A 15443-nucleotide genomic window follows, 5' to 3' on the forward strand; every position below is an offset into this window, starting at 1 on the left:
CTTGGGATTCTTTCCAAAGGCTGCACCAGCCTTCTTTTTGCTCTTTACCCTGCGCCGAGGGGTTGGTTCTCGGCACTTAGAGGCGGACATACTGCCGAGAGCTAACCCCTCGCGAAGAAGTCCACGCCCGATACATATTCCATGGCCTTCACGAACTTCGGATCCCCCATCCTCGCGTAGGCCTCATCCTCGCTGAGCTCGGCCACCCGGCAATGGATCCACCAGAGATTCCCCAACGGATCGCGAACCCGGCCCACTTCTTCTCCCCAGAACATCTCTGTCACGTTGGTCACTGCCGTCGCGCCGGCGGCGAGTGCGGCAGCGAAGGAGGCATGGCCGTCGTCGACGTAGATGCGGAGGAAGGCGGGAGTCGGAGGCCAGTCCGGTCGGGAGTCGAAGGCGAGGATGTTGGAATCGCCGATCTTCGCCTCCGCGTGGCCTATGGAGCCGTCCTCCATGGGCACGCGGAACGCGCCCTGGGCGCCGAAAGCAGCGGTGATGAAGTCGAGGAGTTCGGGGGTGCTGCGGGAGATGATCCACGGTTCAACGGAGCGATACCCGGTCGGCACGGCACTGACTCCTTCGGCTCGCACCATGGGGGCCATTGCCTTGACCTCATCAGGGACCGTCGCATCCGGTTGGCCAGTCATGTGCCTTCGGAGGGACTCTACGGCGTACTCCATGCCCGCCGCGTACTCGGGGGCGTGCCAGCGGCTGGCCGCTTCGTCGTCGGAGACGTCCTCCATGTGCGACATGATCCACCAGACGTTCCCGAGCGGGTCCTGGATGCGAGCGCCCCGGTCGCCCCAGGCACTGTTGTCGAGAACCGAAACTGTGGTGGCACCCGCGGCGAGGGCGGCATGGAAGGCGGCATCGGCGTCGTGCGTGTAGAGACGGAGGTACGACGGCGTTGCGGGCCAGTGCGGACGGCTATCGAACGCCAGGACTACTGAGTCGCCGATCCGCGCCTCGGCGTGACCGATGCTGCCGTCCTCACCAACGACGCGGTCGATCTCCTCCGCGCCGAACGCTGCCGTGATGAAGTCGAAGAGGGCGTTGGTGTCGCGAGTGATGAGCCAGGGGCTGACACTGGAGTAGCCGGTGGGGACTGTGCTGATGCTCGGGTCTGCCGCGGTCATGTCCGTGTCCTCTGGGTCGGGGTTCAGTGGTTTCAGACTACGACCGCTCGAGGTCAGGATGCGTCCGCGATGTACTCCCGCTGAGGGGCGGGATCTCGGCACTTTGGAGTCCACATTCAGCCCAGACCTGACCCCTCGCGTACGCCTCTTACAGCTGAGGCCCGTAGATGAACTCCTTGGCGTGGTTAACGGCCTTCTTGAAGGCGTCGTTGCGGAGTGTCACTTGCTCCTTGCTGGATCCGCCGCTGGGTTCCAGAAACGTTGTGGGCCCGGGGCGGAGCATCCAGATGTCCCCGGCGGGTGGGAGGTAGAAGACGCCAAAGGAGCGGTGTTCGGGGTCGTCGGTCCAAATGGGGACCACGGCAACGGCAGCACCGGTGTCCGGGTTGATCCATTGGGCGCGGGGCAAGGGCTGTTCGTGGACTTCGGGATCCAGGAACGGGGCCGTCCCTCTCCCCCAGCGTTTCTCGAACCGTTCGTAGAACGCGGGAATGATGTGGCCGTCGTAGGGACGCCAAGCACTCATGGATTACTCCTTCGGGTTCTTAGGGTTCGGGACGGGGGGTCCCACCGGGTTGGTCCAAACGAAAGCGGTGACTGATCACGTTGCGTAGCGGGAGTTTCGGATCGATGGAAGCGCACTTTCACCGGCGTTCCGACCGCACCGGCTGGCGTCCGACGCGCACGATCGTAAGCCGCCCGCTTCCCTGGGTCCGACAAGACGACGTACGCCTGCATGATGGCGTGCAGTTCCTGGAGGTCGGCAGCTGAGGTGGTGTCGCCGTCGTCGACCTTTCGGCGTGTGTCCGGATGGTGCGTCCGAAGCAGCGTGCGGTAAGCGCGGGTGATCTCACGGGCCGTCGCGTCCGGCGACACGTGGAGGGTGGCGTAGTGGTCAGGTTGCGTGCTCAATGCTGTTCCGATTTCCTGCTGCGGATTTGGCGATGGCCCCCAGCGTGGGCCGGGGGCCATCAATCGGGAGACGACGGGCGGGGGTCGCTTTATGTGCGCTAAGAAACGCTGTGACGTGGCGCGAAGCCTGCGCCCAACTATTCCGATGCGGCCGCCTCCGTTGTTCCCGGCTGGCGCCCTGCCGGTTGGCCACCCCCGGGTGAGCCTTCCGGCAGGGCCGAAGGGATTAGGCGTTGATCTCCTGCCTCTGCCCGCTGGATTGGATTTCGATGCGCCGCGGCTTGGCCTTCTCGGCGACGGGGATGCGGAGTGTGAGCACCCCGGCGTCGTAGCTGGCCTGGACGCCATCGGTATCCAGGGTGTCACCCAGGATGAGCTGCCGGCTGAAGACGCCCTGTGGGCGCTCGGCGGCAATCATCTCGGTGTTCTCGCCAGCGGGCGACTTACGTTCTGCCTTTACCGTAAGGACGTTCCGTTCGACGTCCAGCTCAACTGAATCAGGGCTTACACCAGGCAGATCGAAGGCAACAACGAATTGTCCGTCCTCCTGCCATGCATCCATCGGCATGCCGGCGGGGCGTGCTGTTGTGCCAAAAACCTGTTGGGCGAGCCTGTCGAATTCGCGGAACGGGTCAGTGCGCATCAGCATTTGGTTCTCACTCCTTTGGTCTTGATGCTGATTCTGTTGTTCGTACCAGCCTGCTCAGTCCCGCTCAATCTGTGCTGGCTGGTATAGATTTTTTATAGCACCGGTGAGAGAGTGGATGCAAGTAGTTTTCCGGAAGATTTTTGGAGGTTCTTGATGGCCGCTTCGGAGAGCGGAACTGCTGCTGGGGAGTACGACGGCGGACTGGTCGCCTCTGCGGGCGACGGCGCCACTGACGGTGGTCGTGACGAGCGTGGTGTCTACGCGATCTCGATGGCGGCCGAGCTCGTCGGCACAGGGCAGCAGAACATCAGGCAGTACGAGCGCAAGGGCCTGCTTACCCCGGACAGGACCGACGGGGGCACTCGCCGCTACAGCGAAAGCGACCTCGCGACGCTGCGCAGGATCGGCGCACTCCTGGATGAGGGGCTGAACCTGGCGGGAGTAAAGCTGGTGCTGGAGTTAGAAGCGGAGAACCGGGGGCTGACGGAAGACAATAAGGGCTTGGCGGACGACAACCGTGGGCTAAGGGAAGATAACCGCGGGTTGCGGAAGGATCTGAAACGGGCGGGGGGCGGGGGCGTGGGTTCTACCTGACGGTTTCCAACCTGAGTTCATCTCGCACTACGACGAACGCGTCAACCGCTTGATCGCCTTCAACCTTATCCGTAGAAAACAACACGAGGTTGGTACCGCCCTCTTTCAGAGTGCTTGGGTACATGACGCCATGAAGGCCTAGGTGCTTGGCATACTCACAGAGAAACTGCGTGGATACATAGTCCCTTTGGACATCGGTACTCCGCGCCGGTTGGGAAATCTCGTCGCGCAATCGTGTCAGGAATGCCCGAGCCTGTAAATACTTACTTACGTCTCCATCATTAGTGAATGGATTGATGGAATCCACAACTGCCAGGTCCAGAACGGTAAGCTTTGTCGTTACACGAAAAGTGGCGACGGAGACGAAGCCATTTAGTCCCACGCGACATTCAGCGGCACATGTTTCAGGGTCTGATGCAATGTAGAGATGTGGTATTCCGATAGGGTTGCCACGACCGCCCGAGGCTGACACGGCCGGCGGCATGCCCATATCATCAATAGTGAACGGCTTCGGTCCCGACATTGGTCGGCCACGGTAATACGACTTACCGATCTCTACTGTTCGGCCGTTTGCAAGTATGAGCTCACCTAAAACGTTCAGAGCATCATCTGGAAGATCCCTCGGAGCAAAAAAACGATTCACGAGCTTCAAGTGATTTACGTACTTGTCCCATACGTCTATATGATCCACGTAGTCCGGAGTTTTTCTGGGTCTCACGAGCAGACCTGCCATCAGCAGCGGATGCGGTACGACGAACACGGCCTCAAGAAAGACACGAACACGGGCAGGGTCGTCGAAGCTGAATATGTCCCAGTCGCTTGCGATTCGCTCCTCAATGCTCCGACCATCAGCAGAGCCGTCTGGCACAACTTCATATTTGTCGAGAAGACCCGCGAACTGATTCTCCCAGACCGTTACGTCCCAGACCATGCCGTCGGACGATATAGGATCACAGAAGCCGCAATCACCATGGCTGGGACGCACCGCCGCGGCGTCGATGGGGCCCGAGCCTACAAAGCAGGCCCTGCAGCCCTTCACATCTCACCCAACGCTTGTTGCATCACATAAATGTGGTTTTGTATGGACACCTTCTTGAGAGTTCCAAGTCCTGGGAAGCTTCCGTTTGCGGCAAAGAACCTAAATTTGTCAATGGCAGGGTTGCCAAGGTCGCGCTCCTCTGCAAAAGCAACCAGTTTCTTGACTGCTTCGGCGAACTTGCCCGCGGTATCAGCGGCGTCGAGATTCGAGTCAGAGGGGAAATGCCTGATGTATACGGGCCCTCTCGGCTCTTTTTGATAAGTGAGGTGGAGTACTACAGCCCTAGGCAGTCGTCCACCTTCCTGGTAGTCATCTCCGATGGTCTGGTAGTCCGAGATACCTACAAATCCATCTTCGGCGAAATATAGGTGATCATCCGTATAAAGCTGCTCCGGTATGCCCACGTAGTCAATATTTCTAGCCTGCCTAGGGAACGGATCCCTCCACTTGACCAACGGCGTTGTTCGCCATGCTGAAGCAACGGATTGAAACCCACTCAAGCTCCTGTAGCGGCGGGTATCACTTGTAGATTCGACAAAGTGCGATTCGACGACACTCGTGCCGTAAAAAGGAAAGACCTGGGCTGCATCCTCTGGAAAGTCAAGATGAAACAGCGAGACCTTAGGTATACGAGCGTTCAAGCCTGAAAGATTCAGCTGAACGCTTTCCAGATCATCAACCGCAGATACAACCACACCGAGATTGACGTAGTCCAACAGATGCGGTCGATCATTCAAGAAAGCCACCAACTTCTGCACGGAGCCGGAATCACCCGCTAGATGACCAACCTGCGGATTGACGATGAGAGTACAGGAGGTTCCGTTCTCTTTTAGGGTTATCAGGCAACGTTCCAGACCGCCAGAGTTCAGGTCCCTTACTGGTTCGATGACCGGATGCACTAGGTGAGAAAGCGACTCATCCTGCGCCATTTCCTTAACAGCTAGGAGCTCAAATTGCTTTCCTCGCAGGTAGGGATAGTACATACGTTCACAGTGCCTCTCAGCCAGCGTTCAATCCGCTCATATTGCAGGCGAGCAGGGTCTAATTGAAGATAAACATACCGCAAACTTTCGCAGGGGGCTGTCAACGCGAGCTCGGGTTCGCGAGGCTTTCTAGCGCGAAGCGCATCTTCAAAGTAGCGCTGGTACTGATCCGCAGGGATTGCCAAGGCCATCTCAAGACAGACCGAAAAGTGCTGAGTAGCAGTCACCTGAGGAATCTCCCCAAAGTGACGCTGAAGGATGGCGGTGTACTCACCCTTGCGAAGAGATTTCATCATTGCAGTTACGTCCAGTTCGGCACTGTAGGACGTCGCCAGTTTTCGCATGGACAGTTGATGGCGGTGAGTGAGCGCCATCAGGCCAACTGGCGAGCCCTCAAGTATGTCCACATATGCAGGAACCATTGATTCATGCACCACAACGTAAATTTTACGAAATCCACGTTGATAGTCAGATAACTGTTTGTGCAATCTTGCCGCCGAGTCCAGCTCCGTCTTTATCTCGTAAGCTGTTGCTTCACCATTGATGACGATCGCATCAACACAGGACCCGCCGATCGTGAATTCGTTGACCACCGTAGCGGTGCGCAGGCTGTGCCTGCCTAAGAGAATCTTGTCCACCAGTGCTGACTTGTAAACGTGTTCGTTCCTATAAGACTTTCGAAGGATCGAGTCCAGAACCGCGATGGCTTCATGCCTGCTAATACCGTTGGGAACGAGGCTGTCTTTTACCATCGCCTCAAGAATCCCCTCAGCTTGGCTGGGAGTTTCACCCCGCATTACTTTCCGGACTGTGGCCGTGGAGAAGACGGAACCAGCACGGCGCACCATCCGGGAGTCCAGTACGGATGCAGTCACAACTTATCCTTACAACGTTCAACCATGCCTCAAGTCTAGTTCCAGGTACCTAGACGCTCGACAGCCAACGAGGCTCGCAGACGTAGCTGGATGAATCGCTTCAACAATTGATTCGAATCTGCGGGGTCGACATTTGCCCCTAACTTATGAGTGAGGCAGCGCACGCCTCGTTCGTAACCGGAGTGACAGTGATCGTCAGACGCCCCAGCGCGTCGGTGAACCAGAGTCTACGCGCGCCCTGAGACAAACTGGAGCCCCACCTGTTAACCAACTCTTCCTCCACAGGCCACCCGTTCGAACCCGCCAAGCCAACCGCCGCGACCACCGTTGAAGGCGTGAGGATCGCAATCGTCGCCGAATCATTCCTGCCATTGATGAATGGGGTAACCCATTCGATACTGCGGGTGCTGGAGCATCTGCAGGAGCGCGGGGATGAGGTGATGGTGATCGCGCCGTCGACGTCGGACACTGATGTCTCGAGCGTCGAGAAGGGTGCGTATGTGCACCGGCTTCCCTCGGTGCCGCTGGCCGGTTACACGAATGTGCGGGTTGCGTTGGGTGGTGTGAATCGGGTCAAGCGAATCCTTGCCGATTTCTCCCCCGACGTGGTGCACCTCGCCTCCCCGTTCGTCCTCGGCTGGCGCGCCGTGCAGGCCGCCCATCAGCTCGGCATCCCGACTGTCGCGATCTACCAAACCGAAGTTCCCAGCTACGCCGCCCGCTACGGTGTGCCGTTCCTGGAGAACTGGGCCTGGAACCGCGTGGACAACATCCACCTTCTGGCCACCCGAACCCTGGTGCCGTCAACGTTCGCGCTGAACCAGCTGCGCGGACGCGGCATACTGCGCGTGGACATGTGGCGCCGCGGTGTGGATACCGCGCGCTTCAATCCCGCAAAGCGTTCGACGGCGTGGCGCAGCTCAGTAGCGCCCGATGGTCACCGCATCATCGGCTACGTTGGCCGTCTCGCCGTCGAGAAGCAAGTTGAAGATCTCGCCGTACTGGCGGATTTGCCGAACACGAAACTGGTCATCGTTGGTGATGGCCCGCAACGGGAAGCACTTCAAGCAGCGCTGCCGAACGCCCACTTTGCTGGCTTCCTTGGCGGCGATGCACTGGCTCAAGCGATCGCCGGCTTCGATCTTTTTGTCCATCCCGGCGAGTTTGAGACCTTCTGCCAAACCATCCAAGAAGCCATGGCCTCGGGCGTTCCCGTGGTCGCCACCGGCCGGGGCGGCCCCTTGGACCTCGTGGAGAACTCACGTACCGGCTGGCTGTACGAGCCCGGCAACCTTGTCCAGCTGCGCAGTTACGTGCAGGACCTGATTGGCGACGACGCCAAGCGCCGGGCATTCACAACGGCAGCAACAGCTTCGGTCCAGGGCCGGACGTGGCCTGTGCTCAGCGCAGACCTGGTGCGCCATTACAACGCCGTCATCGCCGGGGCTCCCAATGGAAATGAGCCCCGCGAATTCACCTCAAGCAAAGGACCCTCCTCATGAAGATCTCCGTGATCGGCTGCGGTTACCTCGGCGCAGTCCATGCCGCGACTCTCGCTTCGATGGGCCACACCGTGGTGGGCATCGACGTCGACTCCCACAAGGTTGACCAGCTCAACAAAGCGATGGCGCCCTTCCATGAACCGGGCCTGGACGAGCTCCTCAAAGACGGTCGCACCACCGGCCGGCTCGTGTTCACCAGGGACTTCGCCGCTGCCGCTGATGCCCAGGTGCACTTCCTCTGCGTGGGCACCCCGCAGTCCAAAACCTCTGACACAGCGGACCTCTCCTACCTGATGGGCGCCACTAAGAGCCTCCTGCCGCACCTGGCCAAGGGCGCCGCCGTCGTCGGTAAATCAACAGTGCCGGTAGGCACGGTGGAGACGCTCCGGGCAATCCTGGCCCGACGCTCGGACGTGCTGCTCGGCTGGAACCCTGAGTTCCTGCGCCAAGGCACGGCCGTCAAGGATTCCCTGGTTCCCGACCGCTTGGTGTACGGCGTCCCGGGCGGCAAGGGTGCCGCTGCGGGTGCACCGATTACAGCCGCGCTGGACGCGGTGTACGAGCCGCTGATCAGCGCCGGCATCCCGCGTCTGGTCTGTAACTTTGCCACGGCGGAACTCATCAAGTCAGCGTCGAACGCGTTCCTGGCCACGAAGGTCAGCTTCATCAACGCAATGGCTGAGCTCTGCGACGCGTCCGGCGCAGACGTGAGCGAGCTCAGCGAGGCGATGGGCCTGGATCCGCGCATCGGCAACCGGTACTTGCACGCTGGGCTCGGCTTCGGGGGAGGTTGCCTACCCAAGGACATCCGGTCGTTCCGTGCACAGGCTCGCGACCTGTCTGTGCAGTCCGTGGATGAGTGGATGGCCTTGGTTGATTCGGTGAACCTGGACCAGCGTTCCCGCGCCGTGGAGGTTGCCCGCGAGATGTGCCGCGGCTTCCTGTCCGGCCGCACGGTGACCATCCTTGGCGCCGCCTTCAAGCCCGACACGGACGACATCCGCGACTCCCCCGCCTTGGACGTCGCACAACAACTCGCCGCCGCCGGCGCACACGTGACCGTCACCGACCCCAAAGCCATCAACAACGCTTGGATCCGGTACCCGCAGATCCGCTTCGAAGCCTCCACCAAGCGTGCCCTCGAAGACGCCGAACTGGTGCTGCTACTCACCGAATGGGACGAATACGTAGCACTCTCACCTGTTGTTGCTGGATCACTCGTACGACGCCGGATGGTGCTGGACGCCCGGAACGTACTGGACGCTGAGGCCTGGCGGAGTGCGGGGTGGACGGTCCGCGGGTTGGGTACGGGGGCTTCGGTTGGGGCTGAGGCGAGCAACTCTGCGAAGCCTGCAGAAAGGAAGAAGCACGCAGCGCGCTAAGTCATAGAAAGCTCCCCCTCCCATTGCTGTTCTGCACGGTGTTATGGTCACTGCACGCGCCATCGCATCGGCGCAACTACAAGGGGCAATGCATTGAAAAAGCGTTCTATTCGCACGTCCAAAAACTGGCATTTGCTGAGTAAGTCTTCGTGGTCGCGTGGTCGAAAAGCACTGGGACTGATGACCATGACGTCGCTGCTAGCTGCGGCCACAGCGTGCGCTCCGGGAGCGCCCACAAGCGCCAGCTCTGTAAACAGTACGAAGGCAACTCCTTCCGCAACACCTTCTCCTACACCCAGCAAAGTCGCTGGCACGGTCTGCACAACTGAGAAGGCGACGCAGACTTCTGCGGGTGAGACTTTCGTTTGCGCCGTCGACCAGGCCGGCAAATTGACGTGGCTGGACTCTGCGAGCGCCAAGAAGTTGTCCGATCAGCGAACAGCGGAAGCGGCGGCAAAGGCAGCTGCAGATAAAGCAGCGGCCGACAAGGCGGCTGCAGATAAAGCCGCGGCGGACAAGGCCGCTGCAGATAAAGCGGCGGCAGCCATTCAAGCCGGAGCTACTTTCGGCTGGACTTGGGCGGCAGCTGCGGACGCCGCTGCCGCCCAAGTCCAGCCGAAAGTAGCTCCGGCTGCCCCTCCTGCCCAGAGCGGTTGCGACCCCAACTACTCCGGATGCGTACCCATTGCCTCCGATGTGGACTGCGCCGGTGGTAGCGGCAACGGTCCGGCTTACGTGAGAGGGCCAGTGACAGTCACAGGGTCCGACATTTACGGACTGGATAACGACAAGGATGGGATCGGCTGCGAGAAGTAGCCGTCGGCGGGAGCGGCCGCAGCCTTAGACGCTGCGGCCGTCCCAGCGGCTCTGCACGTCGAGGAGGAACTTGACGCCGGCGTCGGATAGTCCCAGCTCATCCGAACCCCATTTTGTCGAGCCCCAAAGCCTCAGACAGAGCAAGCTTTGATGGACATCGATCCTCAAGCCACGTGCCCAGTCCAGTGGAATATCGGCACCCTTCGCGGTTCGCAGACCGTGTTCGTGGAGCGCGAGCTGAACCACATCATCCACGATTTTGCGGGGCGGTTGGCTTGCCGATAAGTCCCAGTGCACTCTCAGCTGAGTCGCGATCTTCACGCCCTGGTGCCCGGGTGACGCCAATCGGTCAGCGATGTAATGCCAGAGCATCGCGGGCCTGTTTATGAGCTTTCTGGCTGCCGGTGTTAGGAGCAGCCTGTCCTTGCTCTTGCGAAGGAGTTTCCAGTCTTGGAGCCGTTCGCGCACGATGCGGACAGGTGCTGCGTGACTTTCTGTGGAGACGTTAGTGTTCCAAGGTTCGATCCACCCGAGTTCTGTCATTGCTCGCTTAACCACGATCGGTTTGAGATAGCCCGCCGATGTCAGCGGCAACCCATCTGGGTCCGCCTGGTTAAGGAACCAAAGGGCGGGCCCCAAGACGAACACTACGTCCTCTTCGCTGACGTCCCCCGGCCACAGCCGACGAGCCAACAGTCGCAGTTGATCGTTCAAGGCAGTAATATCGAAAGCAGCCGGGTCGAACTTGGACACACTCTCCTGCGTCACGAACTCGAGCCATTCCACGGCTTCCCTGTGCTCTGGATGCTTGGGGTTGGACACAACGGCAACCACGTTGGCATACCCACCCACTCCCCCGGAATCCTCAATCGGTCCCCGCATCGCACCGTCAAGGCAAGCGATGGTGTTCTCGTGGAGCACGGCAGGTCCAACAACTTCGATCTCGTGGGTCCAGTTGTCCCCGAAGTCGTAGTCGTACTCAAGGTTCGAGAGCCCTGGCGAGTGCGGGTCAAAAAGCTCAACTAGCCGCACGTCAGCCCCTACTTCGGTACCGTCTGGACCGTCGCCGTCGTCGACTCCCATGATGACGCGTTTCTTGCCCGCGCGGTCATGGCCGGCAACGGCGTAGAGATGGGCGTCCTTCCATCCGAATGCGCTCTGGATGGCACCGTGCAGCTCAGCGACTGTGGCGGTTTCGGGGAGGACGAGTTGCCGCCAGATGAGCGGTTCAGTCTCACTTATTGAAATGCGCAACTCAACGGCTGGAACGGTGGTGGGTGATTCCATACCGGCCATTCTGCCAGTGCGACCGGAAGGTTTCGCGTCATGTGTCCTTGGTTCGGACTACTACCACTACGGACAGGGGTTGAACCTAGGAACGCTCGACGCCGGTCCACCACCTAGACGCTGCCGCACAGCACCTATTTTTGATGAACTTGCCCCCAAATACCTGTCTCGGGACCACCTAGTTTGAGGATTCGAACACCTAGAGGCCGTTTGCCGGCCATAGTCTCTTTGTGTGCCTCCGGGGCGGGATACCCGTTGTCCGGCGGGTTCCCCACTCGCTCCAGGTGTAGGAGGCACTGCGGCACGGCTCCACCCGAATACCCCCAAGGTGGGGCCGTGCCCAGCCGGAAACTTCAGCTGCGGGACTGAAGCCGCAAACGTACCAGGCGGTAGGCAATGCCCACAGCAAACACCAGCACGCCCGCCCCAACGGAAATCGGCGGAAGCGTCACAACAAGAACCACGCAGGCTAGTGCGCCTGCCACCTGCACGAACTGCGGGTAGCGGCGGTCTTCCGACGGCTGAGTGTAGGCAGCGATGTTGGCCACTAAGTAGTAGAGCAGCACTCCGAACGATGAGAAGCCGATTGCCCCGCGAAGATCGGCCACTGCGATGATCAGGCAGATCACCACAGCTAGCGTGATCTCCGCGCGATGCGGGACCTTATAGCGGGGATGCACAGCAGAGAGCCAGTGCGGCAGGTCGTGTTCGCGCGCCATGGCCAGGCTCGTCCGGCCAAGCCCTGCGACGAGTGCCAACAACGCCCCAAGTGAGGCAACAGCGGCGCCGACTCGAACCACGGGCGACGCCCAGGCCAAGGTGCCCGCACCTACCGCGTCGGCCAAGGGGGTCGCCGTAGCGGCCACGCCGTCGGGGCCGAGCGCCGCCAGCAAAGTGACCGCTATGACGGCGTAGATGACGATGGTGATCCCCAATGCAATGCTGATCGCGCGGGGTATGGTGCGCTTGGGCTCACGCACTTCCTCACCCATCGTCGCGATCCTTGCGTACCCGGCAAACGCGAAGAACAGCAGCCCTGCCGATTGCAGGATGCCGTACCAGCCATGTGCCAGCAGCCCCTCGCCCACAAAGCCCGCAAAGTCAGGCCCCGAGCCACCCCAAACTGCTGTGACGGCGATCGCCAAGGCAGCCAGTACGGCGAGCACCAGCACGCGCGTCAGCCCGGCGGTGCGGGTCACCCCGTGATAATTCACAGCGGTCAGAATCACGACGGCGGCAATCGCCACCGGGCGCTCCCAACCCTGCGGTGCGGCATAGGCCGCAAAGGTCATCGCCATGGCAGCGGCACTCGCCGTTTTGCCGATGACGAATCCCCATCCTGCCAGGAACCCGGACCAAGGGCCGAGCCGTTCGCGACCGTAGATGTACGTCCCGCCGGAGGTTGGATAGGAGGCAGCTAGTTGGGCAGACGAGGTCGCGTTGCAGAAGGCAACAAAGGCGGCCACCACCAACCCGATCAACAACCCTGATCCTGCGGCCGCAGCGGCTGGCGTGAACGCCGCGAACACACCCGCACCGATCATCGACCCCAAACCAATCAGCGATGCATCGAAGGTGCCTAGTCGGCGAGCCAAAGCCGGAGAGTTGCTCACGAATATCCAGCCTATCCCGGGTCAGCGCGGCGGAAGTGAATTCCCCACCAGCATGAAAAGACTATTGCGGGATGTTGCACCAGTCTTCCGCAGCGCGTTGGAGATGTGGTTTTCAACCGTCCTCGCGCTGATGCCGAGATGTTCCGCGATTTCCACGTTGGTGCGGTGTCCGGCTAGTACGGCGACCTCGATCTCCCGTTCTGTCAGAGGCGTAGTCCTGAAGGAATTGAAAGAGAGCTGCTCGTTGGCCGATGGGAAGCGGACAGCGAAGATGGACGAAGCTTGCGCCAAGGCGTCAGCTGCGGCCGCATCACCGTCGATCACGTGGCGCTTGAGGGCTCCGCGGAGCAGCATTCCCACCTGGTACGTGTCGATGTCAGGTTCGTAGTGCTTAAGAAGCAGTCCCAGCAGCTTATGGTCACCTTCAACCACCGCGGTGGCAATGGCAATGAACTGGTCATGGACAGAGATGCCACTCTCGCGCAGGACTCTCTGCAGTAGGTCCAGAACTGGTCGGCCCGGGCAAAGGCACGTACAAAGCAGCGCTGTCATCATGGCCTCGAGGACGTAACCGCTTTTCAACTGTCGCCTGATGAGTTTGGTAGCTTTGCGGTCGAACGCTGCAGGTTGGGCGTTGTAATGAGCGATGAGCTCGTAAGCTCCCTTGCCAATGCCGGGTATCGGGCCGACGTCGGGCACCTCTGTCCGCGCCTGTGCGGCTATGGAAAGCGTCGGCAATATGGCAGTTGTCGCGTGCCTGAGCCCAGCCAGCCTGAGCATGGCGTCGTATAGCGAGTCGACGACGAACCCCGGCCGGCCCATCGCAAAGACACTGCTCATGAGGTACTCGGCCTCTTCAAAGTGTCCTCGGTAGAGCAGGCCGTGCGCGGCCACATAGCTGCTGGTGACCACGCCGAACTGGTCCAGATTCTTGCGCGCTTCTGCCCGCCAGTCCAGGGCGAAGACCAACGAGTCCTCTACGTGTCCGGCGGCGAAGAGGGCGAAGCCGCGTATGAACGGCCGAAGATGGGAGAAAGCATCATCATCGCCTGCGCCGTCGACGGCTTCCAAAGCTGCAGCTGGTTTGAAGCGGTACAGCTCCAGCAACCCATGGACCAACATCCCCATTCCCGATCCTTGGCTCCCCAAAGCATCAGGCTCCTCAGTGGCATCAGCTGGAACCCTGTCGTGGGAAGCACTGATAAACAGAATGGCATCCTCTACTTCAGGTACCAGCTGTGGATTGTCCCCGGCGAACTTTTGGAGGATGTCGACGGCGGCACCTGGCCCGCGGCCCGTGTGGATCGCAAGCATGGCCTCAGTGATGGTAACAAACAGGCGGTCCCTGGGATCGGCGTCGTAGTCTGTTGTTTCGGCGCAGACAAGACTGGCACGCTCCACATTCACAGGAGCACCCCAGTAGATGCGGAGGAGGGTTGCGGCATTGGCCGCTGACTTGTTGGCTTGCCAGCGTTCGAAGCGGATGCGTTCCCGGTCCGCGTTGTGGTCGTGGAAGTGCCTGGAAGTAATGGCGTCGTCGTCGCCCTTCTCCAGACGAAGAGATGAAAGCACGCGGGAGAGGCAGTCCGCCGTGGTGTGCTTCTCCGGGGCCAGCTGAGGGGCAGCTTCAAGGACGCCAGCGATCTTGCTGCGGAGCAGTTTGCGGTCCCGGAGCTTCCTGTTCCCTCGGAAGTAGTCAGCGATGACGGGCGGACTTATTGCCGCTATTGAGCCGTTGTGGTGGTCTGCCAGGACAGACAGGAATCCTCTGCGCTCCAAGCCTTCCAAGGCATCCGGCTGGATGACTTTGTGGAGGACATCAACCCGTGCCGTACCGAGAATCGCCATGATGTGCAGCGCCGTGAACTCCTCAGCATTCAGTTCGGCCAGGAGCGCCTCAAGTGTGCCGCGAAGGTGTTCGTTCCATAGGGTGTCGGCCGTCATGCACCACTGTTTGTCCTTCATGACCAAGAGGTTGCTCAACGAGGCGGTCTCGGCGATCCGTACGATGAGCCGCGGGTTTCCCGCTGACTTGGTAAGGATACGGGCAGTTGTGTCTGCGTCTGCGGGGGCACCAAGAACCTGGGCGATGAGTAGGTGGACCTGCTCGTAATGGAGTGGGTCCAATTGCAGATGGGCTTCCCTGCCGTTGTTGAGCACGGCCAACTGGCCTCTGGAGAAAGCCCATGTTTCCGGGGCCGTGGCCACCATAGGACAATCGGATCTCCGCCTCACAGCTTCCAGTACTGCCAAGGATTCGCTATCCACCAGGTGGAGATCGTCAACAACCAGCAGATGTTTGCCGGCCTTGGCCAGCTGGCTCGAGAACACATCAGCGATATCGAAGACTCCGCTGCGGCCGGGCCTCATTTCCAGTCCGAGCCCTTTGATGGCCGAGTACGGGATGGTGCGGTGTGTACGGAGTCCGCTGATGAAGTGCACGGAAACTCCGGTCTTCTCCAATTGGCTCATGACGCTGCGTACTACCGACGTCTTACCACTACCCGGTGCGCCAACAACCCTGACACCAATGCCGCGGGCAACAAAGTCGAGGATTCGCTGAACCTCTGAATCGAACACGCGACCTAGCCTTCTGTTTTTGTGGATGCCCGACATGCGGCTCACTTCGCAGGCTAGATCTTGAAAACGGGA

At 60.4% G+C, this 15443-nt stretch carries 14 protein-coding genes; 4 read left to right on the forward strand and 10 right to left on the reverse strand.

What is annotated here, in order from left to right; all coding sequences use genetic code 11:
- Positions 1 to 101 precede the first annotated feature (101 nt).
- From AC0J5Z_RS17695 to AC0J5Z_RS17710, 4 genes are all read right to left on the reverse strand, one after another.
- Positions 102 to 1139: a VOC family protein gene (locus tag AC0J5Z_RS17695; protein WP_475034885.1), complete on the reverse strand. Its 1038-nt coding sequence runs from the start codon at positions 1137 to 1139 to the stop codon at positions 102 to 104.
- Positions 1140 to 1287: 148 nt separating this feature from the next.
- Positions 1288 to 1665 carry a hypothetical protein gene (locus tag AC0J5Z_RS17700; protein WP_475034890.1) on the reverse strand — a complete coding sequence of 126 codons (378 nt, stop codon included), beginning with the start codon at positions 1663 to 1665 and terminating at the stop codon, positions 1288 to 1290.
- Positions 1662 to 2111, reverse strand: a complete 450-nt coding sequence (locus tag AC0J5Z_RS17705; RefSeq protein WP_475034894.1) for a J domain-containing protein — start codon at positions 2109 to 2111, stop codon at positions 1662 to 1664. Before AC0J5Z_RS17705 ends, AC0J5Z_RS17700 begins: the two co-directional genes overlap by 4 nt.
- A 166-nt stretch (positions 2112 to 2277) precedes the next feature.
- Positions 2278 to 2700: an Hsp20/alpha crystallin family protein gene (locus tag AC0J5Z_RS17710; protein WP_420180434.1), complete on the reverse strand. Its 423-nt coding sequence runs from the start codon at positions 2698 to 2700 to the stop codon at positions 2278 to 2280.
- Positions 2701 to 2853: 153 nt separating this feature from the next.
- Between AC0J5Z_RS17710 and AC0J5Z_RS17715 the strand changes: the two genes are divergently transcribed.
- Positions 2854 to 3294, forward strand: a complete 441-nt coding sequence (locus tag AC0J5Z_RS17715) for a MerR family transcriptional regulator (RefSeq protein WP_475034898.1) — start codon at positions 2854 to 2856, stop codon at positions 3292 to 3294.
- Here AC0J5Z_RS17715 and AC0J5Z_RS17720 read toward each other — a convergent pair.
- The 3 genes from AC0J5Z_RS17720 to AC0J5Z_RS17730 form a co-directional block, all read right to left on the reverse strand.
- Positions 3287 to 4225, reverse strand: coding sequence for an RES family NAD+ phosphorylase (locus AC0J5Z_RS17720; protein WP_475034900.1), 939 nt, complete (start codon positions 4223 to 4225; stop codon positions 3287 to 3289). The two genes, AC0J5Z_RS17715 and AC0J5Z_RS17720, sit on opposite strands and share 8 nt — an antisense overlap.
- Positions 4226 to 4329: 104 nt before the next feature.
- On the reverse strand, positions 4330 to 5316 hold the full coding sequence (locus AC0J5Z_RS17725; RefSeq protein WP_475034902.1) for a sce7725 family protein: 987 nt from the start codon (positions 5314 to 5316) through the stop codon (positions 4330 to 4332).
- A complete protein-coding gene (locus AC0J5Z_RS17730; RefSeq protein WP_475034904.1) occupies positions 5274 to 6191 on the reverse strand; it encodes a sce7726 family protein in 918 nt (305 codons plus the stop codon). Before AC0J5Z_RS17730 ends, AC0J5Z_RS17725 begins: the two co-directional genes overlap by 43 nt.
- Before the next feature lie 335 nt (positions 6192 to 6526).
- Between AC0J5Z_RS17730 and AC0J5Z_RS17735 the strand changes: the two genes are divergently transcribed.
- From AC0J5Z_RS17735 to AC0J5Z_RS17745, 3 genes are all read left to right on the forward strand, one after another.
- Positions 6527 to 7693, forward strand: a complete 1167-nt coding sequence (locus AC0J5Z_RS17735; RefSeq protein WP_475034908.1) for a glycosyltransferase family 4 protein — start codon at positions 6527 to 6529, stop codon at positions 7691 to 7693.
- A complete protein-coding gene (locus AC0J5Z_RS17740; protein ID WP_475034910.1) occupies positions 7690 to 9075 on the forward strand; it encodes a UDP-glucose dehydrogenase family protein in 1386 nt (461 codons plus the stop codon). Before AC0J5Z_RS17735 ends, AC0J5Z_RS17740 begins: the two co-directional genes overlap by 4 nt.
- A gap of 390 nt (positions 9076 to 9465) precedes the next feature.
- Positions 9466 to 9891 (forward strand): hypothetical protein, encoded by a 426-nt coding sequence (locus AC0J5Z_RS17745; RefSeq protein WP_475034912.1) that lies wholly within the window; start codon positions 9466 to 9468, stop codon positions 9889 to 9891.
- A gap of 24 nt (positions 9892 to 9915) precedes the next feature.
- Here AC0J5Z_RS17745 and AC0J5Z_RS17750 read toward each other — a convergent pair whose 3' ends face one another.
- From AC0J5Z_RS17750 to AC0J5Z_RS17760, 3 genes are all read right to left on the reverse strand, one after another.
- On the reverse strand, positions 9916 to 11178 hold the full coding sequence (locus tag AC0J5Z_RS17750) for a plasmid pRiA4b ORF-3 family protein (RefSeq protein ID WP_475034915.1): 1263 nt from the start codon (positions 11176 to 11178) through the stop codon (positions 9916 to 9918).
- A 353-nt stretch (positions 11179 to 11531) separates the two neighbouring features.
- Positions 11532 to 12791: an APC family permease gene (locus AC0J5Z_RS17755; RefSeq protein WP_475034919.1), complete on the reverse strand. Its 1260-nt coding sequence runs from the start codon at positions 12789 to 12791 to the stop codon at positions 11532 to 11534.
- Positions 12792 to 12812: 21 nt separating this feature from the next.
- Entirely contained in the window at positions 12813 to 15371 is a 2559-nt protein-coding gene (locus tag AC0J5Z_RS17760) for a helix-turn-helix transcriptional regulator (protein WP_475034921.1), read from the reverse strand.
- Positions 15372 to 15443: the final 72 nt, after the last annotated feature.

This window comes from Paenarthrobacter sp. TRD_SC_7 (assembly GCF_056156245.1).

Bases quoted from the DNA above. Each gene is read 5' to 3' on its own strand.
- AC0J5Z_RS17720 (WP_475034900.1), bottom strand. From the start codon at position 4,225: ATGGTCTGGGACGTAACGGTCTGGGAGAATCAGTTCGCGGGTCTTCTC.
- AC0J5Z_RS17740 (WP_475034910.1), top strand. From the start codon at position 7,690: ATGAAGATCTCCGTGATCGGCTGCGGTTACCTCGGCGCAGTCCATGCC.
- AC0J5Z_RS17715 (WP_475034898.1), top strand. From the start codon at position 2,854: ATGGCCGCTTCGGAGAGCGGAACTGCTGCTGGGGAGTACGACGGCGGA.
- AC0J5Z_RS17695 (WP_475034885.1), bottom strand. From the start codon at position 1,139: ATGACCGCGGCAGACCCGAGCATCAGCACAGTCCCCACCGGCTACTCC.
- AC0J5Z_RS17725 (WP_475034902.1), bottom strand. From the start codon at position 5,316: ATGTACTATCCCTACCTGCGAGGAAAGCAATTTGAGCTCCTAGCTGTT.
- AC0J5Z_RS17705 (WP_475034894.1), bottom strand. From the start codon at position 2,111: ATGGCCCCCGGCCCACGCTGGGGGCCATCGCCAAATCCGCAGCAGGAA.
- AC0J5Z_RS17750 (WP_475034915.1), bottom strand. From the start codon at position 11,178: ATGGAATCACCCACCACCGTTCCAGCCGTTGAGTTGCGCATTTCAATA.
- AC0J5Z_RS17710 (WP_420180434.1), bottom strand. From the start codon at position 2,700: ATGCTGATGCGCACTGACCCGTTCCGCGAATTCGACAGGCTCGCCCAA.
- AC0J5Z_RS17700 (WP_475034890.1), bottom strand. From the start codon at position 1,665: ATGAGTGCTTGGCGTCCCTACGACGGCCACATCATTCCCGCGTTCTAC.